Origin of the sequence: Psychrobacter arcticus 273-4 (assembly GCF_000012305.1) — a bacterium.
GTDB lineage: Bacteria > Pseudomonadota > Gammaproteobacteria > Pseudomonadales > Moraxellaceae > Psychrobacter > Psychrobacter arcticus.
This window is the reverse complement of the sequence record NC_007204.1, coordinates 353,287-372,292: the sequence shown is the minus strand read 5'-3', so window position 1 is coordinate 372,292 and position 19,006 is coordinate 353,287. Positions and strand designations below refer to the sequence as shown.

Here is a 19,006-nt window from a genome sequence, read left to right as displayed (position 1 = left end):
CGCTACAGTACTACTGGTGTAAATTTTTTGCAGCCTCTGTCTGCGTAGGCACAGCAAGCAAGAAAAATTTGCACCAGTAGTACGTGTTGTATCGATATTACTTTTCACCGACTATATTTACTAAGATTGATAAATCTGTATCTATCCCCATAAAGCTAGCAACCTCTTAATCTTATAAATGACCTATGACACAAGATAACCAAACCCCGACTGCCCATGAGCAAAACGCTGATCTGATGCAAGATAACGACCTTCGCCAACGCTTTTTTATTGAAGACTCTCCTGTGCGCGGTGATGTGGTGCGCCTATCGCGTAGCTATGCGACGATCATTGCGCAAAAGCCTTATCCTGAAGCACTGAAACGCTTACTCGGCGAGATGCTGACGGCAGCAAGTTTGCTGATTGGTACCGTTAAAATCAATGGTTGCTTGTCGATTCAATTGCAATCATCAGATAGCGATAGTCTGCTCAATTGGGCGATGGCTGAATGTGATCAAAACGGTGTCATCCGTGCCCTTGCCAGCTGGAAAAGTGACACTGACGAGCAAGTGCAAGCGTGGGACAGTATGCTGCATGCCAAAGAAGCGTTTGCTGAGCTGGGTGCTACCGGTCAAGGCGTATTGTTTATTAATATCCAACCGGATGGCGGCGAGCCGTATCAAGGTATCGTTGAGCGTAGCCATGACAATTTGGCAGACTGCTTGGCTCATTACCAAAAGCAATCGGCGCAGATTCCAACGCTGATTAATTTGGCATCTGACGGCTTGCAAGCGGGTGGCATATTGGTACAAATGCTACCGCGTACCGCTCAAGAAACCTACGAAGTTGAACAAAATGAAGATGCTGGTATTGATGATGACTTGTGGACACGCTTGTCTGTATTGACTCGCACGCTAAAAGCGGAAGAATTGACCACGCTTGATACCAATGAGATTTTGTATCGCTTATACAATGAAGAAAAAGTCGTTGCTCCTGAGCCTATCTCGCTATCATTTGGTTGTACCTGTTCACGTGAAAAGTGTGAGATGGCCATCGAGCAAATCGGCGAAACGGAAGCATTGGATATCATTGCAGAACAGAACAGTCCCTTTGAGATGGATTGCGGATTTTGTGGTGAGATCTATAAATTTAATAACGATGATATTGCAGCGATCTTTACTGAGTAGTCTTTTATCTCATTGATTTAAGCCTTTAGTCATAAAAATACCCTCAAGTGTCATGTTTGAGGGTTTTTCTTAGCATTAGCATTAGTCTTGGCATTAGTCTTATTATTTTAAATCTCTTATTTTAAATCTCATAGGTTTCTGGATAAGAATAAATACGGGGGTTAAGTGCATACTTTGCTTTATGAGCATCACCCAACCTATCATCTAAGAGCCAAGCAATGACTTGCTGATGTACCCTATCACTGTAGATCAAATTCATATGATTGACTCCATAAAAAATCGCTTTATGCCCTTCTGGTACTGCTAACGTATGTTCTTCGGTATGCTCACCAAGTGCCGACTCTACCGAAACCAGCCCATCACCCAGTAAGCTTTTGGTCTTAAACTCAAAATGAGTCTCGACCAAAACTGCTGCCACCAGATAGGTATTCACATGCAATGGCAAGTGAGTAGGATGACGAAAGTCTGCTGGTAGCACACTGCGCCCCTCTAACGCTTGCCAATCGGCATCTCGAATACTACCGTAACGCAAATCAATAATACCCGCACTGCGCATATCGCCAAGCTTTGCCAGTGATCCAGCAAAGGGTAGTTTGGCAATTTTATCTTGAACAAAATTTCCAATCTGCTCCAAACTTGCGCCATGATGCGGCGACCCTAAAGTCACAAGATTGCTCACCCGTTTAACCCAGCTAAAACCTTGCTCCTTGCCATAAAACAGCGCACTGCGACTCACCAAACCACCCATACTATGACCGATCAAATCAATCTGAGTGATGTCTGGATTATTCTCAACCAAATCTTGTAACACCTGAGCAAAGCTACGTCCATTACTTGAGATACGTCGACCTGTATTATAATTTAAGTACAAAACGGTCGATGATGGCAAGCTATACATGAGTACTTTTGCCAGATTATTCTCACCAGACACCTTCCAGCTTAAGTGGCTTAAACAAAGCCCATGACATAAGATAATAACGCGCCCTGACAATGCAGCGCTTTGCACCCGATTATTCGTATCATACAGCACCATCGATACCGCTAGTGGATTTTGATGCGTAATCAGATGATCACCCATCACCCCATTTAAGATATTGACCATGCGCCGCAAGTTCTTTGGTAATAGCCTCACTTTTTTGGGCTTTAAAACAGTATTATAAAGGTGCAGACCTGAAGCCAAATTGTTACCAACCAGCTGCATCGCCTGACGTACCGTACCATAAATACGTCCCGTGATACCCTGTTGCCAGCGCTCAACATTTCCCTTATTAAACCGCCCCAAAGGACGCAGTAATATCTCACGGTGGATGGCTTCTACAATATCTGTAACCTCGACCACACCCATGGTCGCAAGCTGTGCCAATCCTTCAAAAAAATCAACCAATGAGAGGGGCTGATACGGTTGGACGTCGCTACGATTGACGCTCTTTTCAGTCAGCTCATCCACATAAATATAGTCAAGTTTATCCAGTTCCTCATAGACGTCGCCTTGGAATTCTGCATCAATAGCAGATTCTTCCTCATTAGAAGGACGCCGAGTCGTCGCAAATAAATCATGAATGGTTTCTAAAGATTTTGGACTGAGCATAGTGTTGACATATCAAGCAATTAAAGAGGTTTTTCATACTATCCTGTAATTGTCTTAAACAGAAGAGAATGATTTAACTATCAAGTATCTTTATTGTCAAAAAAACATCAAAGTTTATAGCATGAAAGCTTGCACACTATAGTCGGTGAAAAGTAATATCGATACAACACGTACTACTGGTGCAAATTTTTCTTGCTTGCTGTGCCTACGCAGACAGAGGCTGCAAAAAATTTACACCAGCAATACGGTAGCGACTTTAAAGTATTTCAACTATATAGTAGCTATCGCCTAAAACACAAAAACCCTAAGCCATGACTTGGGATTTTTATGTTTACTAAGACGTATAAATGCTTATGCAAATGTCTAACTAGACAAAAGACTCTGCCAGTATCACATCACCATCCTCGCGTGTAATCATGACGGTCGCTGAGCGTGGCGTACTGCCTCCAGCAACAGCACCCCACGTATTACCCGGATGCTGAATGTTTATAAATAATGTCTTAAAATCTGGGGTCATGGTAATACCGGTGACTTCGCAGCCTGCAGGACCGACGAAAAAACGTTTGATATTGTCATTATTGGCAGGCATGCCGACTCGGGTTTTTTGCCCCGCTGACGTAGTAGTGAGGGTTCCATCGCTGACATTGCCCGGTAGCGCTGCTAGCAACATACAGCTACTGGTATCGGTATAAGCACCGTCATCTGTTTGAATCCACAATACGCCACGTGGATCGAAGTACAAACCATCGGGAGAAGAGAAATCATTATTGTCATTCAGTTGAGATAAGTTTTCTGCAGACAAATCACTCGGCGCGGCAAACAAATAAATATCCCATTCAAAACTTGTTGCCGCATGATCGCCCCCTGCTTCTGCCCAGCGAATAATATGGCCATTGTCATTGCCGAGCGCTTTGCCACCAGTGTCATAGCTGCGTGGGTTGGCAGCTGAAACTGGCTGATCATCACGTACGCCGCGATATTTATTATTGGTCAATGTCACATAGACCTCGCCCGTCATAGGACTGACTGATACCCATTCAGGGCGATCCATTTTGGTGGCACCGACCACATCTGCCGCCGCACGGGCAAAGACCAACACCTCATCTTGTCCATGAAAAGGCAAAACAGTATTCGAGACATCCAGTCCATTTTGACCATGGACGAGCGCTTTCCATTTACCACGACCATTTTCATTAAAGATAGCAACATAGAGCGTGCCATCATTCAAATACTTGTCACCTGCTTTCAATCCACCACCGATATCAGCATTTGACCATGTGGCTTTGGAAACGAACTTATAAATATATTCGCCCCGAGCATCGTCACCCATATAAAAGACCACAGGTTTGCCTTGCTCAACAGGGGCATAGGCGCAATTTTCATGAGCAAAACGTCCCAATGCCGTGCGTTTTTGTGGCATAGAGCTTTTATCAAAAGGGTCAATTTCGGTGATGTAACCAAAGGTATTAAAGCCATTGCGGTAATCATCAGCAGCGCTAGCACCGACGGCGGTCATATCCCAGCGTGAAAACTCGTCTGCTATCTTGGCATCTTTAGCATCAGGGGTATGCCATAAATACTCCCAACCTGGGAAGTTTTCCGTTGCCCCGTAGCGTTCGCGACCATAGTTATGCCCAGCGCTTAATTGGCTGGCATCTTGCCCACGTGCGAACACGCCCAAGAAATTTTCTTCAGTGGTCAGATAAGTGCCCCAAGGTGACAATCCTGCACCGCAGTTATTATTGATACCACGAGTCTGAAAGCCTGTCGGATCAAATTTGGTCTTAAGCAAATCAGAGCCAGCAACTGGCCCAGTTAGTTGAGCGGTCGTACTGCTAGTGATGCGGCGATTATATTTTGAATCTCGTACCATCTCATAGCCCATACCATCCGTGCGGCGTTTCATCTCTACCACAGCTACCCCGTGGCAGTTGACTTCACGGCGCACATCGCTGGCGCGGCGGCGGCTCTGAAAGATAGGCGCAGCATTATTGTCTTCTTTCACATCATAGCCAAAAGGACTCAGCTCGGCACTATTGACATATTCATGATTCATCACCAGCAGCCCATTCTCTGACGCTTTGGCATCATAGGCACCGCCCTTTTTACCAAAGAACCACATACCATCATGGTTATCACCCATACGCCATTCGAATGACTCTGCTGACTGCTCTCGATTGTCTTTCCAGTCATCGATACCAGATATCAGCGGCGTACCAAGAGGCAGTATTATCTCGGCCTTATAGCCTGCTGCCACGCTCATCGTTTCGGCAGTTGAATGCGCCACTGCCGTAAACTTCAAAGTTTCGGGACGTTTGAGATTACCTTGTGCAGGGATAGCAGCAGCATTGCCCTTATTTTTGATAGGACTGCTGTCACCGTCAGCACTATAGCCGACCAAGGGTAGCGCGCCAAAAAACGCCGCCGCCGTTAATCCTGTGCCACCTTTTAGGATACTACGTCGGTTTAAACGACGACTAATAATGGTTTGAAAATCGATATTGTTGGTCGGGTTGGAATTTTCAACGACTTCATGGGCAAGTTGTTGTTTGTTATTCAATAATGTCATTATCAGTCACCTTGCCGTTAGGCTTGATTGGCATGAAAGAGTTGATTGCAGTCTTATAGTTGCAACCATCAAAATAAGAATTACGCCTAAGCCTACTGAGTATTTATGACAGTACGTTGAAATACTTTAAAGTCGCTACCGTATTGCTGGTGTAAATTTTTTGCAGCCTCTGTCTGCGTAGGCACAGCAAGCAAGAAAAATTTGCACCAGTAGTACCTGTTGTATCGATATTACTTTTCACCGACTATAGATGATAATTTGATGGCAATGTGCCGATAACCTCATGACAAATGGCTATTACCACTGATAAACCAAAAAAATCCCAAGTGTTAACTTGAGATTTTTTGATAGCGTCAATGCATTTAAAAACTTATACGAGAATGCTTCTATAAAAAATTATCGAACCTGAACCTGCCATTCATGAGCATCTAACTTGAGTTTTAGCGCATCACCTGCCTGAAGTATCCCAACGCCACTTGGCGTACCAGTCATAATGACATCGCCTGCTTGTAGACTAAAGGCATGACTGATATCAACCAACAACTCATAAACTGGAAACAACATCAACGCACTATCACCATTTTGCTTGAGCTCATTATTAATGTAAAACTGATATTCGACATTTTTAAAGTCACCAAATGCTTGCGGCGCAATCCAATCAGCCAGCACGCAAGCACCATCAAAGCACTTGGCTCGCTCCCAAGGATGACCTTTGTCTTTTAGCTTGCTTTGCAGCTCGCGTAAGGTTAAATCAAGCCCTAAAGTTACGCCGCCAATAGCTTGCTGTGCTTGTGCGATGGTTGCCTTAGATAAATCCGCTGACAGCTGAATACACAGCTCAGCTTCATAATGTGTCTCACCAAACTGTTCTGAATCTGGACGCACAATATCATGATGCACACTGACCACTGACGATGCTGGTTTCATAAATAAGATGGGCGACGTTGGCACTTCATTACCCAACTCTTGAGCGTGCGCCACATAGTTACGACCGACGCAAACGACCTTGCCAATAGATGCACGTACGCTATCATTAACAGTGGCGTTGCTCGCGTCATCATTGGCACTGGCAGCAATTGTATCGACTAAGGATATAGATGGTGATTGGCTCATTCTAGGCACTCACAGCAAATTATTGATATTTTGAAAAGAGACATATACTGCACTATTTAACACGACGTTTATAATAAGTTGTTTTTCGTGACAACTTATTAGCCAACCGTATGCGTGCTCACATCTGGTGGCACATAGCTTGCGTGACGATTCATACGCTTTTCAAACATTCTAAAGCTGAATAAAATCACCCACGACAATAAAAGATAAACGATACCTGCAGCGAAGAACAGCTCCATCAAGGTATAAGTACGCGCACTAATGGTACGGGCAACGCCAGTGATATCCATCAAAGCAATGGTTGACGCTAGCGCACTACCTTTTAGCATAAAGATAACTTCATTACTGTACACTGGAATCACGATACCAAAGGCACGCGGTAACGTAATGCGCGTCAGTTTTTGCCACTTTGACATCCCAATCGCATCGGCAGCTTCAAGCTCACCCACCGGAATATTTTGGATTGCACCGCGGATAATCTCCGCCAAATAAGCACTGGTATTTAGGGTAAAAGCAATGATGGCACACCAATAGGCTTGACTTAGTACCGGCTCCCATAAGAAAGACTCACGTACAGCTTCAAACTGCCCAAGACCGTAGTAAATCAAAAATATCTGTACTAGTAGCGGTGTGCCACGGAAAAAGAAGATATACAGAAAAGGGAGTATCTGTACCATCCAGTTTTTAGACAGCCGTAACAGCGCCAAAACCAAACCAAAAAACAGCCCGATAACCCCTGAGAAAATGACCAGCTGTACGGTTAAAACCGCGCCACCGAGTAAATCTGGGATATGGTCAAAAATCACCTGCCAATTCCAATCCATAGTATCTGTCCCCTTATCCTATGGTCGATTGACGTTGAATGGTTTGACGGCTGAGCTTTTTAGCATAACGCGCTGCTGGATTGGCACGCCATTCAAGCCACATCATAAAGCCAGTAATCAGCATGGTCAGACCCAAATAAATAATCGCCGCCGCCATATAAAAGGTGAACGGCTGCTGTGTTGACTGCGCCGCGCGCGAGGACTGATACATGATATCTTTAAGACCTACAACCGACACCAATGCCGTATCTTTGAGCAAAACCAAGAATAAGTTACCCAATCCTGGCAACGCAATCTGCCATACTTGTGGCAAGGTAATGCGATAAAAAGTCTGAAAAGGACGCATACCAATTGCTTGCGCCGCTTCTTGCTGTCCTATCGGAATCTCTTGAATCGACATACGAAAGATTTCGGTCGCATAAGCACCAAAAGCGATAGACAATGCCATCACGCCGCCCCAAAAAGCGCTAATTTCGACATAGTCGTTATAGCCGAACTTTTTGAGGATACTCATCAGTAATATAGAGCCGCCATAATAGATAAACAGCACCAATAGCAGCTCAGGAATACCGCGCATCGTAGCGGTATACACGGTCGCAATCTTACGCAGCAGCCAGATATTAGACAGCTTCGCTGTGGCACCGAGCAAGCCTAAGACCATGCCGATGATCAAACTGGTCACGGCAAGCTGTATAGTGACGGTAGCACCGCTCAATAAGAGCGCGCCAAATCCTTGTAAATCAAACACAATTATCCACTCAGTCTCTTTATATTAGCAAATTGCAAAATATGAGTTAAAAGAATCAGCATCAATAGCTGAGCACAGCTAATAAACGTATTTTAGACCCAGTAAGTATGAGTCATTTGCGTCGTAGATGGACGCTAGATTGATACGATTATTGCTGCGGTAATTGACACAGCAAAAAAGAGCGCTGATTTTATCATATTCATTCGCTGCTATGTTAATACTCACGCGTAAAAGCACTGCCTAAATAGACACTTATAGTCGGTGAAAAGTAATATCGATACAACACGTACTGCTGGTACAAATTTTTCTTGCTTGCTGTGCCTACGCAGACAGAGGCTGCAAAAAATTTACACCAGCAATACGGTAGCGACTTTAAAGTATTTCAACTATATCACGACAAATATCAAATAAATCAGCTAAATTTGATAAAAACTGACCGTCTATAATGCTTAAAACGGAATGGTTTGTTATAAAAAAAAGACATCACCATAATGGCGATGTCCTCATGCTTATCAAGACACTATTCATGCAGTTTTGGATACGGCAATACTACTGAGCCTTTATTGTGCGGCGCTATCTATAGCTGGCGCTTCTGTTAGCGTTGCGCTTGCTCTTCTTTAGCAATCACCGCATCAGCCTCTACATTACCTTTATCTACGACTACTACTTCTTTGATATCATTAGCAGCGACTGCTTTTTGAGCAGCAGTGGTTGAGCTGGTACCAAAATAGCTACCCGTGATTTGATCATAAGTGCCATTGTCTTTTAACTCGGCCAAGGCTTTATTGAATTTAGCAACCAATGGATCACCTTTACGGAAAGCAATACCCATCGCATCATCGCTGGTGCTGATTTCTTGACCTTTTACTTCATAGTCTTTACCGGCTTCTGTTTTTAGCCAGTCGATACCAGTTACTTTATCAGACATCATCGCACGCACACGGCCTGACGTTAGATCTAAATAAGCGTTGTCTTGGGTATCATAAAGTTTGATGTCAGCGTCAGCGTGTTTATCTTGTAGATATTGCGAGGCAACCGTTGAACGCTGTGAGGCAATAGGCTGACCTTTTAGAGCGTCAACACTGACATCATCGCCTTTCTTACCGATTAAGATAATACCACTATGAAAATAAGGGTCGCTAAATTCGACCACTTCTTTGCGCTCAGGGGTGATTGACATGCCAGCGATAGCAGCATCAAACTTCTGCGCATTCAAACCTGGAATGAGTCCATCCCAATCTTGCGAAATGACTTCACATTTAGCTTTCATTTGCGCACAAAGCGCGTCGACCAATTCAATCTCATAGCCGATTAACTTACCATCTGCATCGGTATAGCTAAAAGGTTTATAGCTTGATTCTGTCGCTATTTTGATATTTAAAGGCACGTCAGTTGCGGCATCTGTCTCAGTAGTTTCTACCGGTGCAGCGCTATTATTACAACCTGCCAGCATCAGCATGGCAGCACTTAATGGTGCTAACCACAAGGCTTTTTTTGTCATTAATGAGGTCATTGCAACTATCATAGTGGGTATTCCTTAATATATTTACCAGCCGTATATATATCCGCCGCTTAAGACGGACATTATCAATCGACGATAATGATTACAGCTTATTGACCGAAGTTTTTCTGCTCAAGACGGGCAAGCTCACCATTGCTGCGAATTTCACTCAGCGCTTTATTAAAGTCTTCTTTAATTGCATCGCCTTTACGCACAGCAATGGCAATATTATCGTCATTGTCAATCTCATCACCAACGATACCAAAACCTTCAGGATTGTCTGCTAACCATGATTTGGCAGATACTTTTTCAGCCAGCACCACATCACTACGACCAGACTTTAGGTCCAAATAAGCATTGTCATAACTGTCATAAAGCTTAACGGTATTGCCGTCTTTGCCTTCATAATTATCTTGTAAATAAGCACCCGGCGTCGTTGAGCGTTGACCACCAAGCGTCAGATTCTTGATGACTTTAGGATCAAAGCTGCCTTTAGTGTCGGTCAGCCAAACCATCGTATTAGCAAAGTAAGGCTCGCTGAAATCGACTTTTTCTTGACGTTCGGCAGTAATAGACATACCGGCAATGACCGCATCATATTTTTGCGCCAATAAACCCGGGATAATACCGTCCCAATCTTGAGCGACAATTTCACATTTGGCTTGCATCTGCTCACATAAAGCATTGGCAACGTCAATATCAAAACCCGCCAAACTGCCATCGGCATTGGTATAGTTAAAAGGAGGGTATGCGCCTTCAGTCGCAATACGAATGGTCTTGCCAGAGGTTCCTGCTGCCGGTGTATCTGCATTGGTATCAGCAGCGTCATTAGCAGGTTGGCTACAAGCACCTAATACGAGCGCGGCGGTAACGGTCATCGATGACCACAATAGGCGAGAATTCGACATCATACGTTCCTTAAATTCTGATGGATTTTTAAGATAATTTTTAATCTCTAATTTTTAATACAGCGTTCTGGTATATTTTCTCTGACGTCCCTGCCAGACAAGCCACTCAGATTTAGGTAACTGGATATTCAGGCTATTAGGTATAGTCGGTGAAAAGTAATATCGATACAACACGTACTACTGGTGCAAATTTTTCTTGCTTGCTGTGCCTACGCAGACAGAGGCTGCAAAAAATTTACACCAGCAATACGGTAGCGACTTTAAAGTATTTCAACTATATATAGATATATGGGCAAGTGCTGTTCATACCCGCTCACAGGTCTTTTGATAATACCTGAGTGGAATATCAAAAACAAACGTTTTGCATACCGACTGTGATTATTGAGTAATAAACCCATTAATATACTTACCGATGTGCAATCTTAGTGTTTTAAATAATTATTACCAAGACTGTAATCTTACCAGATTTTAGCAATGGATTAATTTTGACGATGTGATGCCATAAAGTCTTTGACACGCTCAGACTTAGGATTATCAAAGACTTGTTCAGGCGTACCAATCTCTTCAATAACGCCCTGATGCAAGAACACCACTTTGCTAGAAACTTCACGAGCAAAACGCATCTCATGGGTCACAATCAGCATCGTGCGTCCCTCTGCTGCCAGCTCTCGCATAACAGCAAGCACTTCATTGACTAGCTCAGGGTCTAAGGCAGAAGTCGGCTCATCAAACAATAATACTTGCGGCTGCATCGCAAGGGCGCGTGCAATAGCAACACGTTGGCGCTGACCACCGGAGAGATTCGCTGGATAAGCGTCTTTTTTATCGAGCAGGCCGACTTTATCGAGCAGCTTTTCAGCATCACTAATGGCTTGGTCTTTTTTTATTTTTAAGACTTGTATTGGCCCTTCGATGATATTGTCAATAATCGTTTTATGTGGCCATAGATTGAAATTCTGGAAGACAAAACCCACGCGGGCGCGTAAGTGTTCTAGCTGCTTGATATCAGCCGCTTGCAATTCGCCTGACTTAGCCGGCTTCAACATCAGCTCATCTTTACCGATAATGATGCGACCTTGATTGGGCTTTTCGAGCAAATTGATACAGCGAAGCAGGGTCGACTTACCTGAGCCGGACGAGCCTAAAATAGAGATAACATCACCATCATAGGCAGTCAAAGATACGCCTTTAAGTACAGCCAATGAGCCGAAGCTTTTATGAATATCTTGTAAATCTAAAGCGATAGGTCGAGTCGGATTATTTGCAGTATCAAGCATGGTTTAGCAGACTTCCAATAAATATGAGTGAAAACATGAAGTAAAAAGGCGCTTGGCGATAATATAGTTTTTATAAAATGAGGCCCATAACGCACAATCAATTATGGGCCTCATTTTATCATCTTAATAGCATGAGCGCTGTTTTATCTGCCATATTAGTAGGTTGAGACGTGCTCTTCGCTTTCAGTCCCGTCCATCACCTCTGCATCTTCAGCAGTCGCTACCGCTGGCTCATCTTTCTTTACCACAGGCACTTAAGGTTAGTGCCACTGCAACCAATCCAACGCTCAACCAACTTTTATACTTGCCAGTCTGCTAAGCGTTTTATTTGTTCATTGCCATTATTATTCTCCAATATCAGTATCTATAGTTGAAATACTTTAAAGTCGCTACAGTACTACTGGTGTAAATTTTTTGCAGCCTCTGTCTGCGTAGGCACAGCAAGCAAGAAAAATTTGCACCAGTAGTACGTGTTGTATCGATATTACTTTTCACCGACTATATTATAATCAGTGATTAAATCATGCCTATGATATACGGACAAGCAACCTCTATTCACAAAATCGGCTTTACTATCGACCTAATCTCCTCTATGTTAAATAGCATAGCGCCACTAGAGCGCTGACCTTTCTCTATTTATAACGATAAGGATGTATATTTATGAGTCAAATGAATACCGCAGATATTACCGCTTATATGCAAAACGTCGGAAAAGAAGCGCGCGCGGCATCCAGAGCACTGGCTGCTGCCAATACGGGCGATAAAAACGCTGCACTGATGGCGATTCACGATGTATTAAAGAATGCCAAGCAAGATATCTTGTCTGCCAATAAAATCGACATGGACAATGGTCAAAAAAACGACCTAGATGCTGCGCTGCTTGATCGCTTAGAGTTAAATGACGCTCGCTTTGATGGCATGCTACAAGGTTTAAAAGACGTTGCAGCATTGCCTGACCCTATTGGCGAAGTCACAGACATGACGTATCGTCCGTCGGGTATTCATCTGGGTAAAATGCGCGTGCCACTTGGTGTGGTCGGTATGATTTATGAGTCGCGTCCCAACGTCACTCTTGAAGCGGCTTCTTTGGCACTGAAATCAGGTAATGCCATCATCCTGCGTGGTGGCTCTGAAGCTTTTGAGTCCAATCAAGCGATTGCCAAGTGTATTTTAGAAGGACTAAAAAAAGTTGGTATGTCTGAGTATAGTGTCCAAGTGCTAGAGACCACAGACCGTGCTGCCGTTGGTGAGCTTATCACCATGACTGACTACGTTGATGTTATCGTACCACGCGGCGGTAAAGGGTTGATTGAGCGTATCAGCCGCGATGCGCGCGTGCCGGTTATCAAGCATCTAGATGGTAATTGCCATACCTTTATTGACAGTGATGCCGATCCTGAGATTGCCATTAAAGTCAGCGTCAATGCCAAAACCCACCGCTATGGGACTTGTAATACCATGGAAACTCTATTGGTCGATGAAGCAATCGCTAATGAGCTATTACCCAAAATTGCCGAAGCTATCGTCAAAGCCGATGATGCGATGCAACTGCGTCTTGATGATAAAGCGCAGGCTATTCTGAATGACAATACTACCCTTAAAGGTCATCTATCAGCTGCCACCGCTGAAGATTGGGATACCGAATATCTCGCCCCTATCCTCGCGATTAAAATATTATCCGGCATTGATGAAGCGATTGAACATATCAATACCCATGGCAGTCATCATACTGATGTCATCATTACGGATAACTATACTAAGTCGCAACGCTTTATTCGCGAAGTCGACTCAGCAAGCGTAATGATTAATGCCTCTAGCCGTTTTGCCGATGGTTTTGAATACGGTCTTGGTGCCGAAATTGGCATCTCAACGGACAAGATTCATGCGCGTGGACCCGTTGGGCTTGAAGGTTTGACCTCACAAAAGTGGATTGTTTATGGTCATGGCGAAACACGTGCCTAATTTATTACGTCTTCACTACAACTTATAATGTCTCCTGCAGTATAATTGTTACAGAACGTCAGCTTAATTGCTGGCGTTTTTTTATTATTATTAATGAATATGTTATATATGACATATAGCCATTATTTTACATGATAAAAACCTATCGATAGGACGAGGATACCCATGCAAAGTGGCAAAATTAAGCACTGGAATTCCGATAAAGGCTATGGCTTTATCGACGTCGACAATCAAAGTGAAGACGTTTTTTTTCATATAAAATCAGTGCAAATGGCGCAGCCTATTAGCGAAGGGCAACGCGTCTATTTCAATAGTGAGCGCAATGACAAAAACCAGTTGCGCGCCACCGAAGTCACATCGGATGAATTGAGCATTTTAGAAACTTCAGTAGAAAATCCAGCTCATCGCAGCTCAGTTAATCATAATCAAAAAAACAACCGAAACCATACTCGTAAAAATAATCGTGGAAGCCAAAACAAGAAAAGTAGCCTCTCTACCCTATTCAGCTTGATTGCCATTATCGCTGTTGCGGTTTACTTCTTTGCTGATATAAAATCCAGCTTTTTTGCAGATAGCACGCCACCAGCTACCCTAACGCAAAACTCCATTGAAACCGCTAGCACCGCAAATGCAGTGGCTATCACTGGTGATGCGCAGATAGATCAAACCATTGCGCTTATTCAGCAAGGCGGTCCTTTTTCTTACCCTAACAAAGATGGCACCAAGTTTTATAATCGAGAAGGCAAGCTACCGGCGGAGTCGCAAGGTTACTATCGTGAATATACTGTACCCACGCCTACGGTTTCTCATCGCGGTGCACGGCGTATTGTTACTGGTGGTCACCCACCCACCATCTATTACTTGACCCTTGATCATTACGACAGCTTTCAAAAACTGGAGGTGAAATAATATGACCCAAGCTATTTACTATGTGAATCAAAGCAGCCTTGAGCGAAACCTTGTTAAAGGTAAAAACAGCAAAGCATTTGCCAATATTCCTGAACAATCAATCACCATACCTATGGAAGAGCGATTGAATAAAGAAACACTGTTACGCAGCTTAGCAAAAGCGTGCAATTTCCCAAGTTGGTTTAGTCATAACTGGGATGCGGCGTGGGACTGCTTAACAGACAGTGATATTGAGTATTTGACGCTTGATTTAACAGCCGTTAAAAGTATTAACATCGAAGATTTTAATGTATTCAAAAGCCTCATAGAAGATGCATTTAAAGAATTTGGCAAACCACAACTGTGGATTGTCGTGGCGTCCGATGATTTGTCTTAGTCGCTATAGTTGAAATATAGTTGAAATACTTTAAAGTCGCTACAGTACTACTGGTGTAAGTTTTTTGCAGCCTCTGTCTGCGTAGGCACAGCAAGCAAGAAAAATTTGCACCAGTAGTACGTGTTGTATCGATATTACTTTTCACCGACTATATCTCGAATTGAGGTTAATTTATAGGATCAAAAAAACCGCCTAGCAAAAGCTAAGCGGTTGTTTTATATCTGACTTTTAAAACCAACTAATCAGAAATTACTGGTTTTTAGCATAAACAGGAAGCTCTTTGCAGATTGCTTCTACTTTGCTACGCACTTCAGCGGTTGCTGCTTCATCGCCACGGCTGTCTAACACGTCACAAATCCAACCTGCCAAAGCACCTGCTTGCGCTTCATTGAAGCCGCGAGTCGTAATCGCTGGTGTACCAATACGGATACCAGAGGTTACGAATGGAGATTTAGGATCGTTTGGCACGGCGTTTTTATTCACAGTGATATGCGCATCACCCAACCATTTATCCGCTTCTTTACCGGTCATTTCTTGCTTCACTAGGCTGATCAGCATTAGATGGTTTTCAGTGCCACCAGAGATGATTTCATAGCCGCGCTCTTGGATGACTTTTGCCATCGCTTGGGCATTTTTCACCACTTGCTGCTGATAGGTTTTGAAGTTATTTTCTAAGGCTTCTTTAAAGCAAATCGCTTTGGCCGCGATAACATGCATCAACGGGCCACCTTGATTGCCTGGGAAGACAGCAGAGTTTAGTTTTTTGGCAAGTTTCTCATCACGAGCCAAAATCATACCTGAACGTGGGCCACGTAGAGTTTTGTGCGTTGTCGTCGTAACCACATCAGCAAATGGTACTGGGCTTGGGTAAACGCCACCAGCGATAAGACCAGCAACGTGTGCCATATCGACGAGCAAATAAGCGCCCACTTCGTCAGCGATTTCGCGGAAACGCGCCCAATCAACGACTTGTGAGTATGCTGAGAAACCAGCGATGATCATTTTTGGCTTATGCTCTTTTGCCAAGCTCTCAACTTGGTCATAATCGATAAGACCAGTGCCTTCGACCAAACCATACTGTACTGCATTATAGTTTAGACCTGAAAAGTTGATGTGCGCGCCATGAGTCAAGTGACCACCAGCATCTAAGCTCATGCCTAGTACCGTATCATTAGCTTCAAGCAGTGCTAAGAACACAGCAGAGTTTGCTTGGCTACCAGAATGTGGCTGTACGTTCACATATTCTGCACCAAACAATTCTTTTGCACGGTCGATTGCCAATTGCTCAACGACGTCAACGTGCTCACAACCACCATAATAACGCTTACCAGGATAGCCTTCAGCGTATTTGTTGGTCAAATCAGTACCTTGTGCTTCCATCACAGCTTGTGAGCAGTAGTTTTCTGAAGCGATAAGCTCAATATGGTTCTCTTGACGCACGCTTTCAGCAGCCATGGCTTTAGCAAGTACTGGATCAAAATCTTTGATAGAAATATCTTTAAACATAATAAGGTCCTAAGTGGTGATAGTCGTTAGTAATGACAGTCATTGAAAAGAAGCGAGTAGTAAAAGAAGTTTGAAATAGGCAAGCAAAAGGTATGGGCTTGTTATTAGCTTGTCAGATTTAACAATAAATTCGACACCTGTTTGCATCGACATCCTTGCTAAAGTTTAAGTGTAACATGAAATTTTATATGACGAACGCAAAAAAATCTCACCTTATATCAAGTAGACGACAGGGCGAAATTCTCTATATTTAAATCTATTTTTTTCAGTAACTTATCAATATACCATCTAAGTAGAGGTGATAAATCCATTAAAATTTATTCCCTAAAAACCTATCTGAATGAGATACTAAAAAATAGTTGGCTCATTAATTAGTTGTTTTAATTTGCTAATAAAGAATTTAAATGTCCAACTGTTTTTCACAGAACTGTGGCAAAAAGGTCTCACTAATGAGTAAAGGACGACCGTACCAATTATAAAGCGTCTGCCGTTGCCAGCCATCTACCGTATGTTTGATAAAGCGCTGATTGGGCAAGGTGCGGCTGCGCTTAAACAACACGTAGCCAATTGGGGTACTTTTTAACTGCTGTAGACGTCTGGCACTGCCCTGTAGACTGGATAACGGAAACAGGCTTTGCGCCTGTACCCATGGTAGCTCGTCATTGCCATATAATTGTACCTCGCGCACCCATGCTAGCCGCGGACGGCTCAGCGCCGCGCCTTGCATACCTAATTGCTTTTTTTGCGCCAAGGATAATAAACGATAACCCTCAAAGCTGCGTTCGACACGTAACGGCTGCCCTGCTTTTACCTCTAACAACGCCGTTAGCGAGCCTTCAGTATGTAGACAAACCAGCAGCTCAGGTAACGGTGATGAATAATTAGAGCAGCAAAGATGAGAGGTCATAGTTTATGGCTAATATGTGCTTTATTAAGTAGAAGATGGTTAAAGAATAAGGTTATTCATTGTTATCAAACGTTGGCATATTATCGATATTAAACGGCAAAGCTTCAAATGCTTGCTCTCGATACTGCGCCATATGTAGCCGATCTTTGTGGCAAAAATCAGCAATCGCTGGTACAAAACGTGCATCATAAATACGGTGTAATGAGTGGGTGGTAGTTGGGATAAAACCACGAATCAACTTATGCTCGCCTTGCGTCCCTGGGTCAAAATAGTGCAAGCCTTGCTCGATGGCAAACTCAATACCTTGATAATAACACAGCTCAAAATGCAAGCTATCATACTCACCAAGCGCGCCCCAATAACGACCGTACAAAGTCGCCATTTTATTGTCAGGCTTATCATACAAAAACAAACTGCTCGCAATAATCTCACCACCGGCATCAAGCGCTTGTGCCAACATTACATGCTCAGCCATATTTTGCGCCAAAGCTTCAAAAAAATCTATGCTCAAATAAGGCTGCTGCCCACGTACCGCATAAGTCATTACATAACAATGATAAAACGTCTTCCAATCGGACTCGATAATCTCATCACCGCATTTTCGCTGGCAGGTGATACCTTGCTCAGCAACTTTTCGGCGCTCAGCTCGAATGGTTTTGCGTTTTTTGGCTTTGAGGGTTGCCAAAAACTCTTCAAAATCTGCAAATAGTTGATCATTCTGACTTAGGTTCTTATTTTGCCATAAAAATTGACAGCCTTGACGCTCAAGTACTGGTGTATTGCTTGCTATATTCATTGATGTATTAGAAGCAGAATCTACTCCATGGCTTTGTCCTGCTGACCTAGTGTGGCTATTAAACGGCATCAATGTGGTTGCGATAGTAGCCATCTCAGGCGTGACAAATAGCCCATGCCAGCCGGAGGCATCTACTTGCTGCGCAATATCGTCCACGCCTTTAATGGCAGTGTTTATAATCTCAGCATCGAGCGTCTCGCCCTCTGCCAACCAAAGGCGTTGACCTGTAATAGGCGTATAAGGCGCACTGGTCACCAAACGCGGATAGTAGTCGAGACCGTACTGTGCATAAGCTTGCGCCCATGAATGGTCAAATACAAACTCCCCTCGATGATGACCTTTAATAAAGACGGGCAGCACTGCAACCGGCTGCTTCACTTTTATAGAAGCTTCTACAGAAGACAGACTTTGTTGTACGGTAAAGTCGTCATCAGATTCTACACGGTGCACCAATATATAAATAGGCAACCACCCAGCCTCCTCGCCAATTGCGCCAGTATCACTAAGCGCTTGCCAAAAAGCAAATGACATAAAAGGAGTGTCTGGCGTTTGCCACTCGCCTTGGCTTTGCCAACTGTTATCGTTAAGTAACACATATTGTAAATTCATAATCAGTACACTGTTTTTTTTGATGAATTTTCTTGATCATATATAGTCGGTGAAAAGTAATATCGATACAACACGTACTACTGGTGCAAATTTTTCTTGCTTGCTGTGCCTACGCAGACAGAGGCTGCAAAAAATTTACACCAGCAATACGGTAGCGACTTTAAAGTATTTCAACGATATCCTATCAAATTGGCATTTTTTTGCTGTCACAATTTGCAAGAATTTTGCATAACCGTTATAAAATCGG

15 protein-coding genes are annotated in these 19,006 nt (G+C 43.4%); 4 read left to right on the top strand and 11 right to left on the bottom strand.

The genetic code is table 11. From position 1 onward, the window contains the following. Positions 1-185: 185 nt before the first annotated feature. The gene (locus PSYC_RS01565) at positions 186-1,166 is read left to right on the top strand and encodes an Hsp33 family molecular chaperone HslO (RefSeq protein WP_011279610.1); all 981 of its coding nucleotides are present in this window, start codon (positions 186-188) and stop codon (positions 1,164-1,166) included. A 121-nt stretch (positions 1,167-1,287) separates the two neighbouring features. On the opposite strand, the gene PSYC_RS01560 is transcribed toward PSYC_RS01565, so the two are convergent. From PSYC_RS01560 to PSYC_RS01525, 8 genes are all read right to left on the bottom strand, one after another. Then, the gene (locus tag PSYC_RS01560) at positions 1,288-2,754 is read right to left on the bottom strand and encodes an alpha/beta fold hydrolase (RefSeq protein ID WP_011279609.1); all 1,467 of its coding nucleotides are present in this window, start codon (positions 2,752-2,754) and stop codon (positions 1,288-1,290) included. Positions 2,755-3,121: 367 nt separating this feature from the next. Next, positions 3,122-5,323: a PhoX family protein gene (locus PSYC_RS01555; protein WP_011279608.1), complete on the bottom strand. Its 2,202-nt coding sequence runs from the start codon at positions 5,321-5,323 to the stop codon at positions 3,122-3,124. Positions 5,324-5,719: 396 nt separating this feature from the next. Further along, positions 5,720-6,436, bottom strand: a complete 717-nt coding sequence (locus PSYC_RS01550) for a fumarylacetoacetate hydrolase family protein (RefSeq protein ID WP_011279607.1) — start codon at positions 6,434-6,436, stop codon at positions 5,720-5,722. 98 nt (positions 6,437-6,534) lie between these two features. Beyond that, positions 6,535-7,260: an ABC transporter permease gene (locus PSYC_RS01545; protein WP_011279606.1), complete on the bottom strand. Its 726-nt coding sequence runs from the start codon at positions 7,258-7,260 to the stop codon at positions 6,535-6,537. A 13-nt stretch (positions 7,261-7,273) separates the two neighbouring features. Beyond that, on the bottom strand, positions 7,274-8,008 hold the full coding sequence (locus PSYC_RS01540; protein ID WP_011279605.1) for an ABC transporter permease: 735 nt from the start codon (positions 8,006-8,008) through the stop codon (positions 7,274-7,276). A gap of 595 nt (positions 8,009-8,603) precedes the next feature. Beyond that, the gene (locus PSYC_RS01535) at positions 8,604-9,533 is read right to left on the bottom strand and encodes a transporter substrate-binding domain-containing protein (RefSeq protein WP_011279604.1); all 930 of its coding nucleotides are present in this window, start codon (positions 9,531-9,533) and stop codon (positions 8,604-8,606) included. Positions 9,534-9,619: 86 nt separating this feature from the next. Further along, on the bottom strand, positions 9,620-10,420 hold the full coding sequence (locus PSYC_RS01530; RefSeq protein ID WP_011279603.1) for a transporter substrate-binding domain-containing protein: 801 nt from the start codon (positions 10,418-10,420) through the stop codon (positions 9,620-9,622). A gap of 476 nt (positions 10,421-10,896) precedes the next feature. Then, complete coding sequence (locus tag PSYC_RS01525; RefSeq protein ID WP_011279602.1) at positions 10,897-11,694, bottom strand: ABC transporter ATP-binding protein; 798 nt, start codon at positions 11,692-11,694, stop codon at positions 10,897-10,899. A 660-nt stretch (positions 11,695-12,354) separates the two neighbouring features. Here PSYC_RS01525 and PSYC_RS01520 point away from each other — a divergent pair. From PSYC_RS01520 to PSYC_RS01510, 3 genes are all read left to right on the top strand, one after another. Next, complete coding sequence (locus PSYC_RS01520; RefSeq protein WP_011279601.1) at positions 12,355-13,656, top strand: glutamate-5-semialdehyde dehydrogenase; 1,302 nt, start codon at positions 12,355-12,357, stop codon at positions 13,654-13,656. Positions 13,657-13,821: 165 nt separating this feature from the next. After that, complete coding sequence (locus tag PSYC_RS01515) at positions 13,822-14,565, top strand: ribonuclease domain-containing protein (protein WP_011279600.1); 744 nt, start codon at positions 13,822-13,824, stop codon at positions 14,563-14,565. 1 nt (position 14,566) lies between these two features. Further along, positions 14,567-14,941, top strand: a complete 375-nt coding sequence (locus tag PSYC_RS01510) for a barstar family protein (RefSeq protein ID WP_011279599.1) — start codon at positions 14,567-14,569, stop codon at positions 14,939-14,941. A 249-nt stretch (positions 14,942-15,190) separates the two neighbouring features. Here PSYC_RS01510 and glyA read toward each other — a convergent pair whose 3' ends face one another. From glyA to PSYC_RS01495, 3 genes are all read right to left on the bottom strand, one after another. Continuing rightward, complete coding sequence (glyA, locus tag PSYC_RS01505) at positions 15,191-16,447, bottom strand: serine hydroxymethyltransferase (RefSeq protein WP_011279598.1); 1,257 nt, start codon at positions 16,445-16,447, stop codon at positions 15,191-15,193. 400 nt (positions 16,448-16,847) lie between these two features. Continuing rightward, positions 16,848-17,354 carry a chorismate--pyruvate lyase family protein gene (locus PSYC_RS01500; RefSeq protein WP_011279597.1) on the bottom strand — a complete coding sequence of 169 codons (507 nt, stop codon included), beginning with the start codon at positions 17,352-17,354 and terminating at the stop codon, positions 16,848-16,850. Between the two features lie 52 nt (positions 17,355-17,406). Beyond that, positions 17,407-18,759, bottom strand: coding sequence for a GNAT family N-acetyltransferase (locus PSYC_RS01495; protein WP_011279596.1), 1,353 nt, complete (start codon positions 18,757-18,759; stop codon positions 17,407-17,409). Positions 18,760-19,006 lie beyond the last annotated feature (247 nt).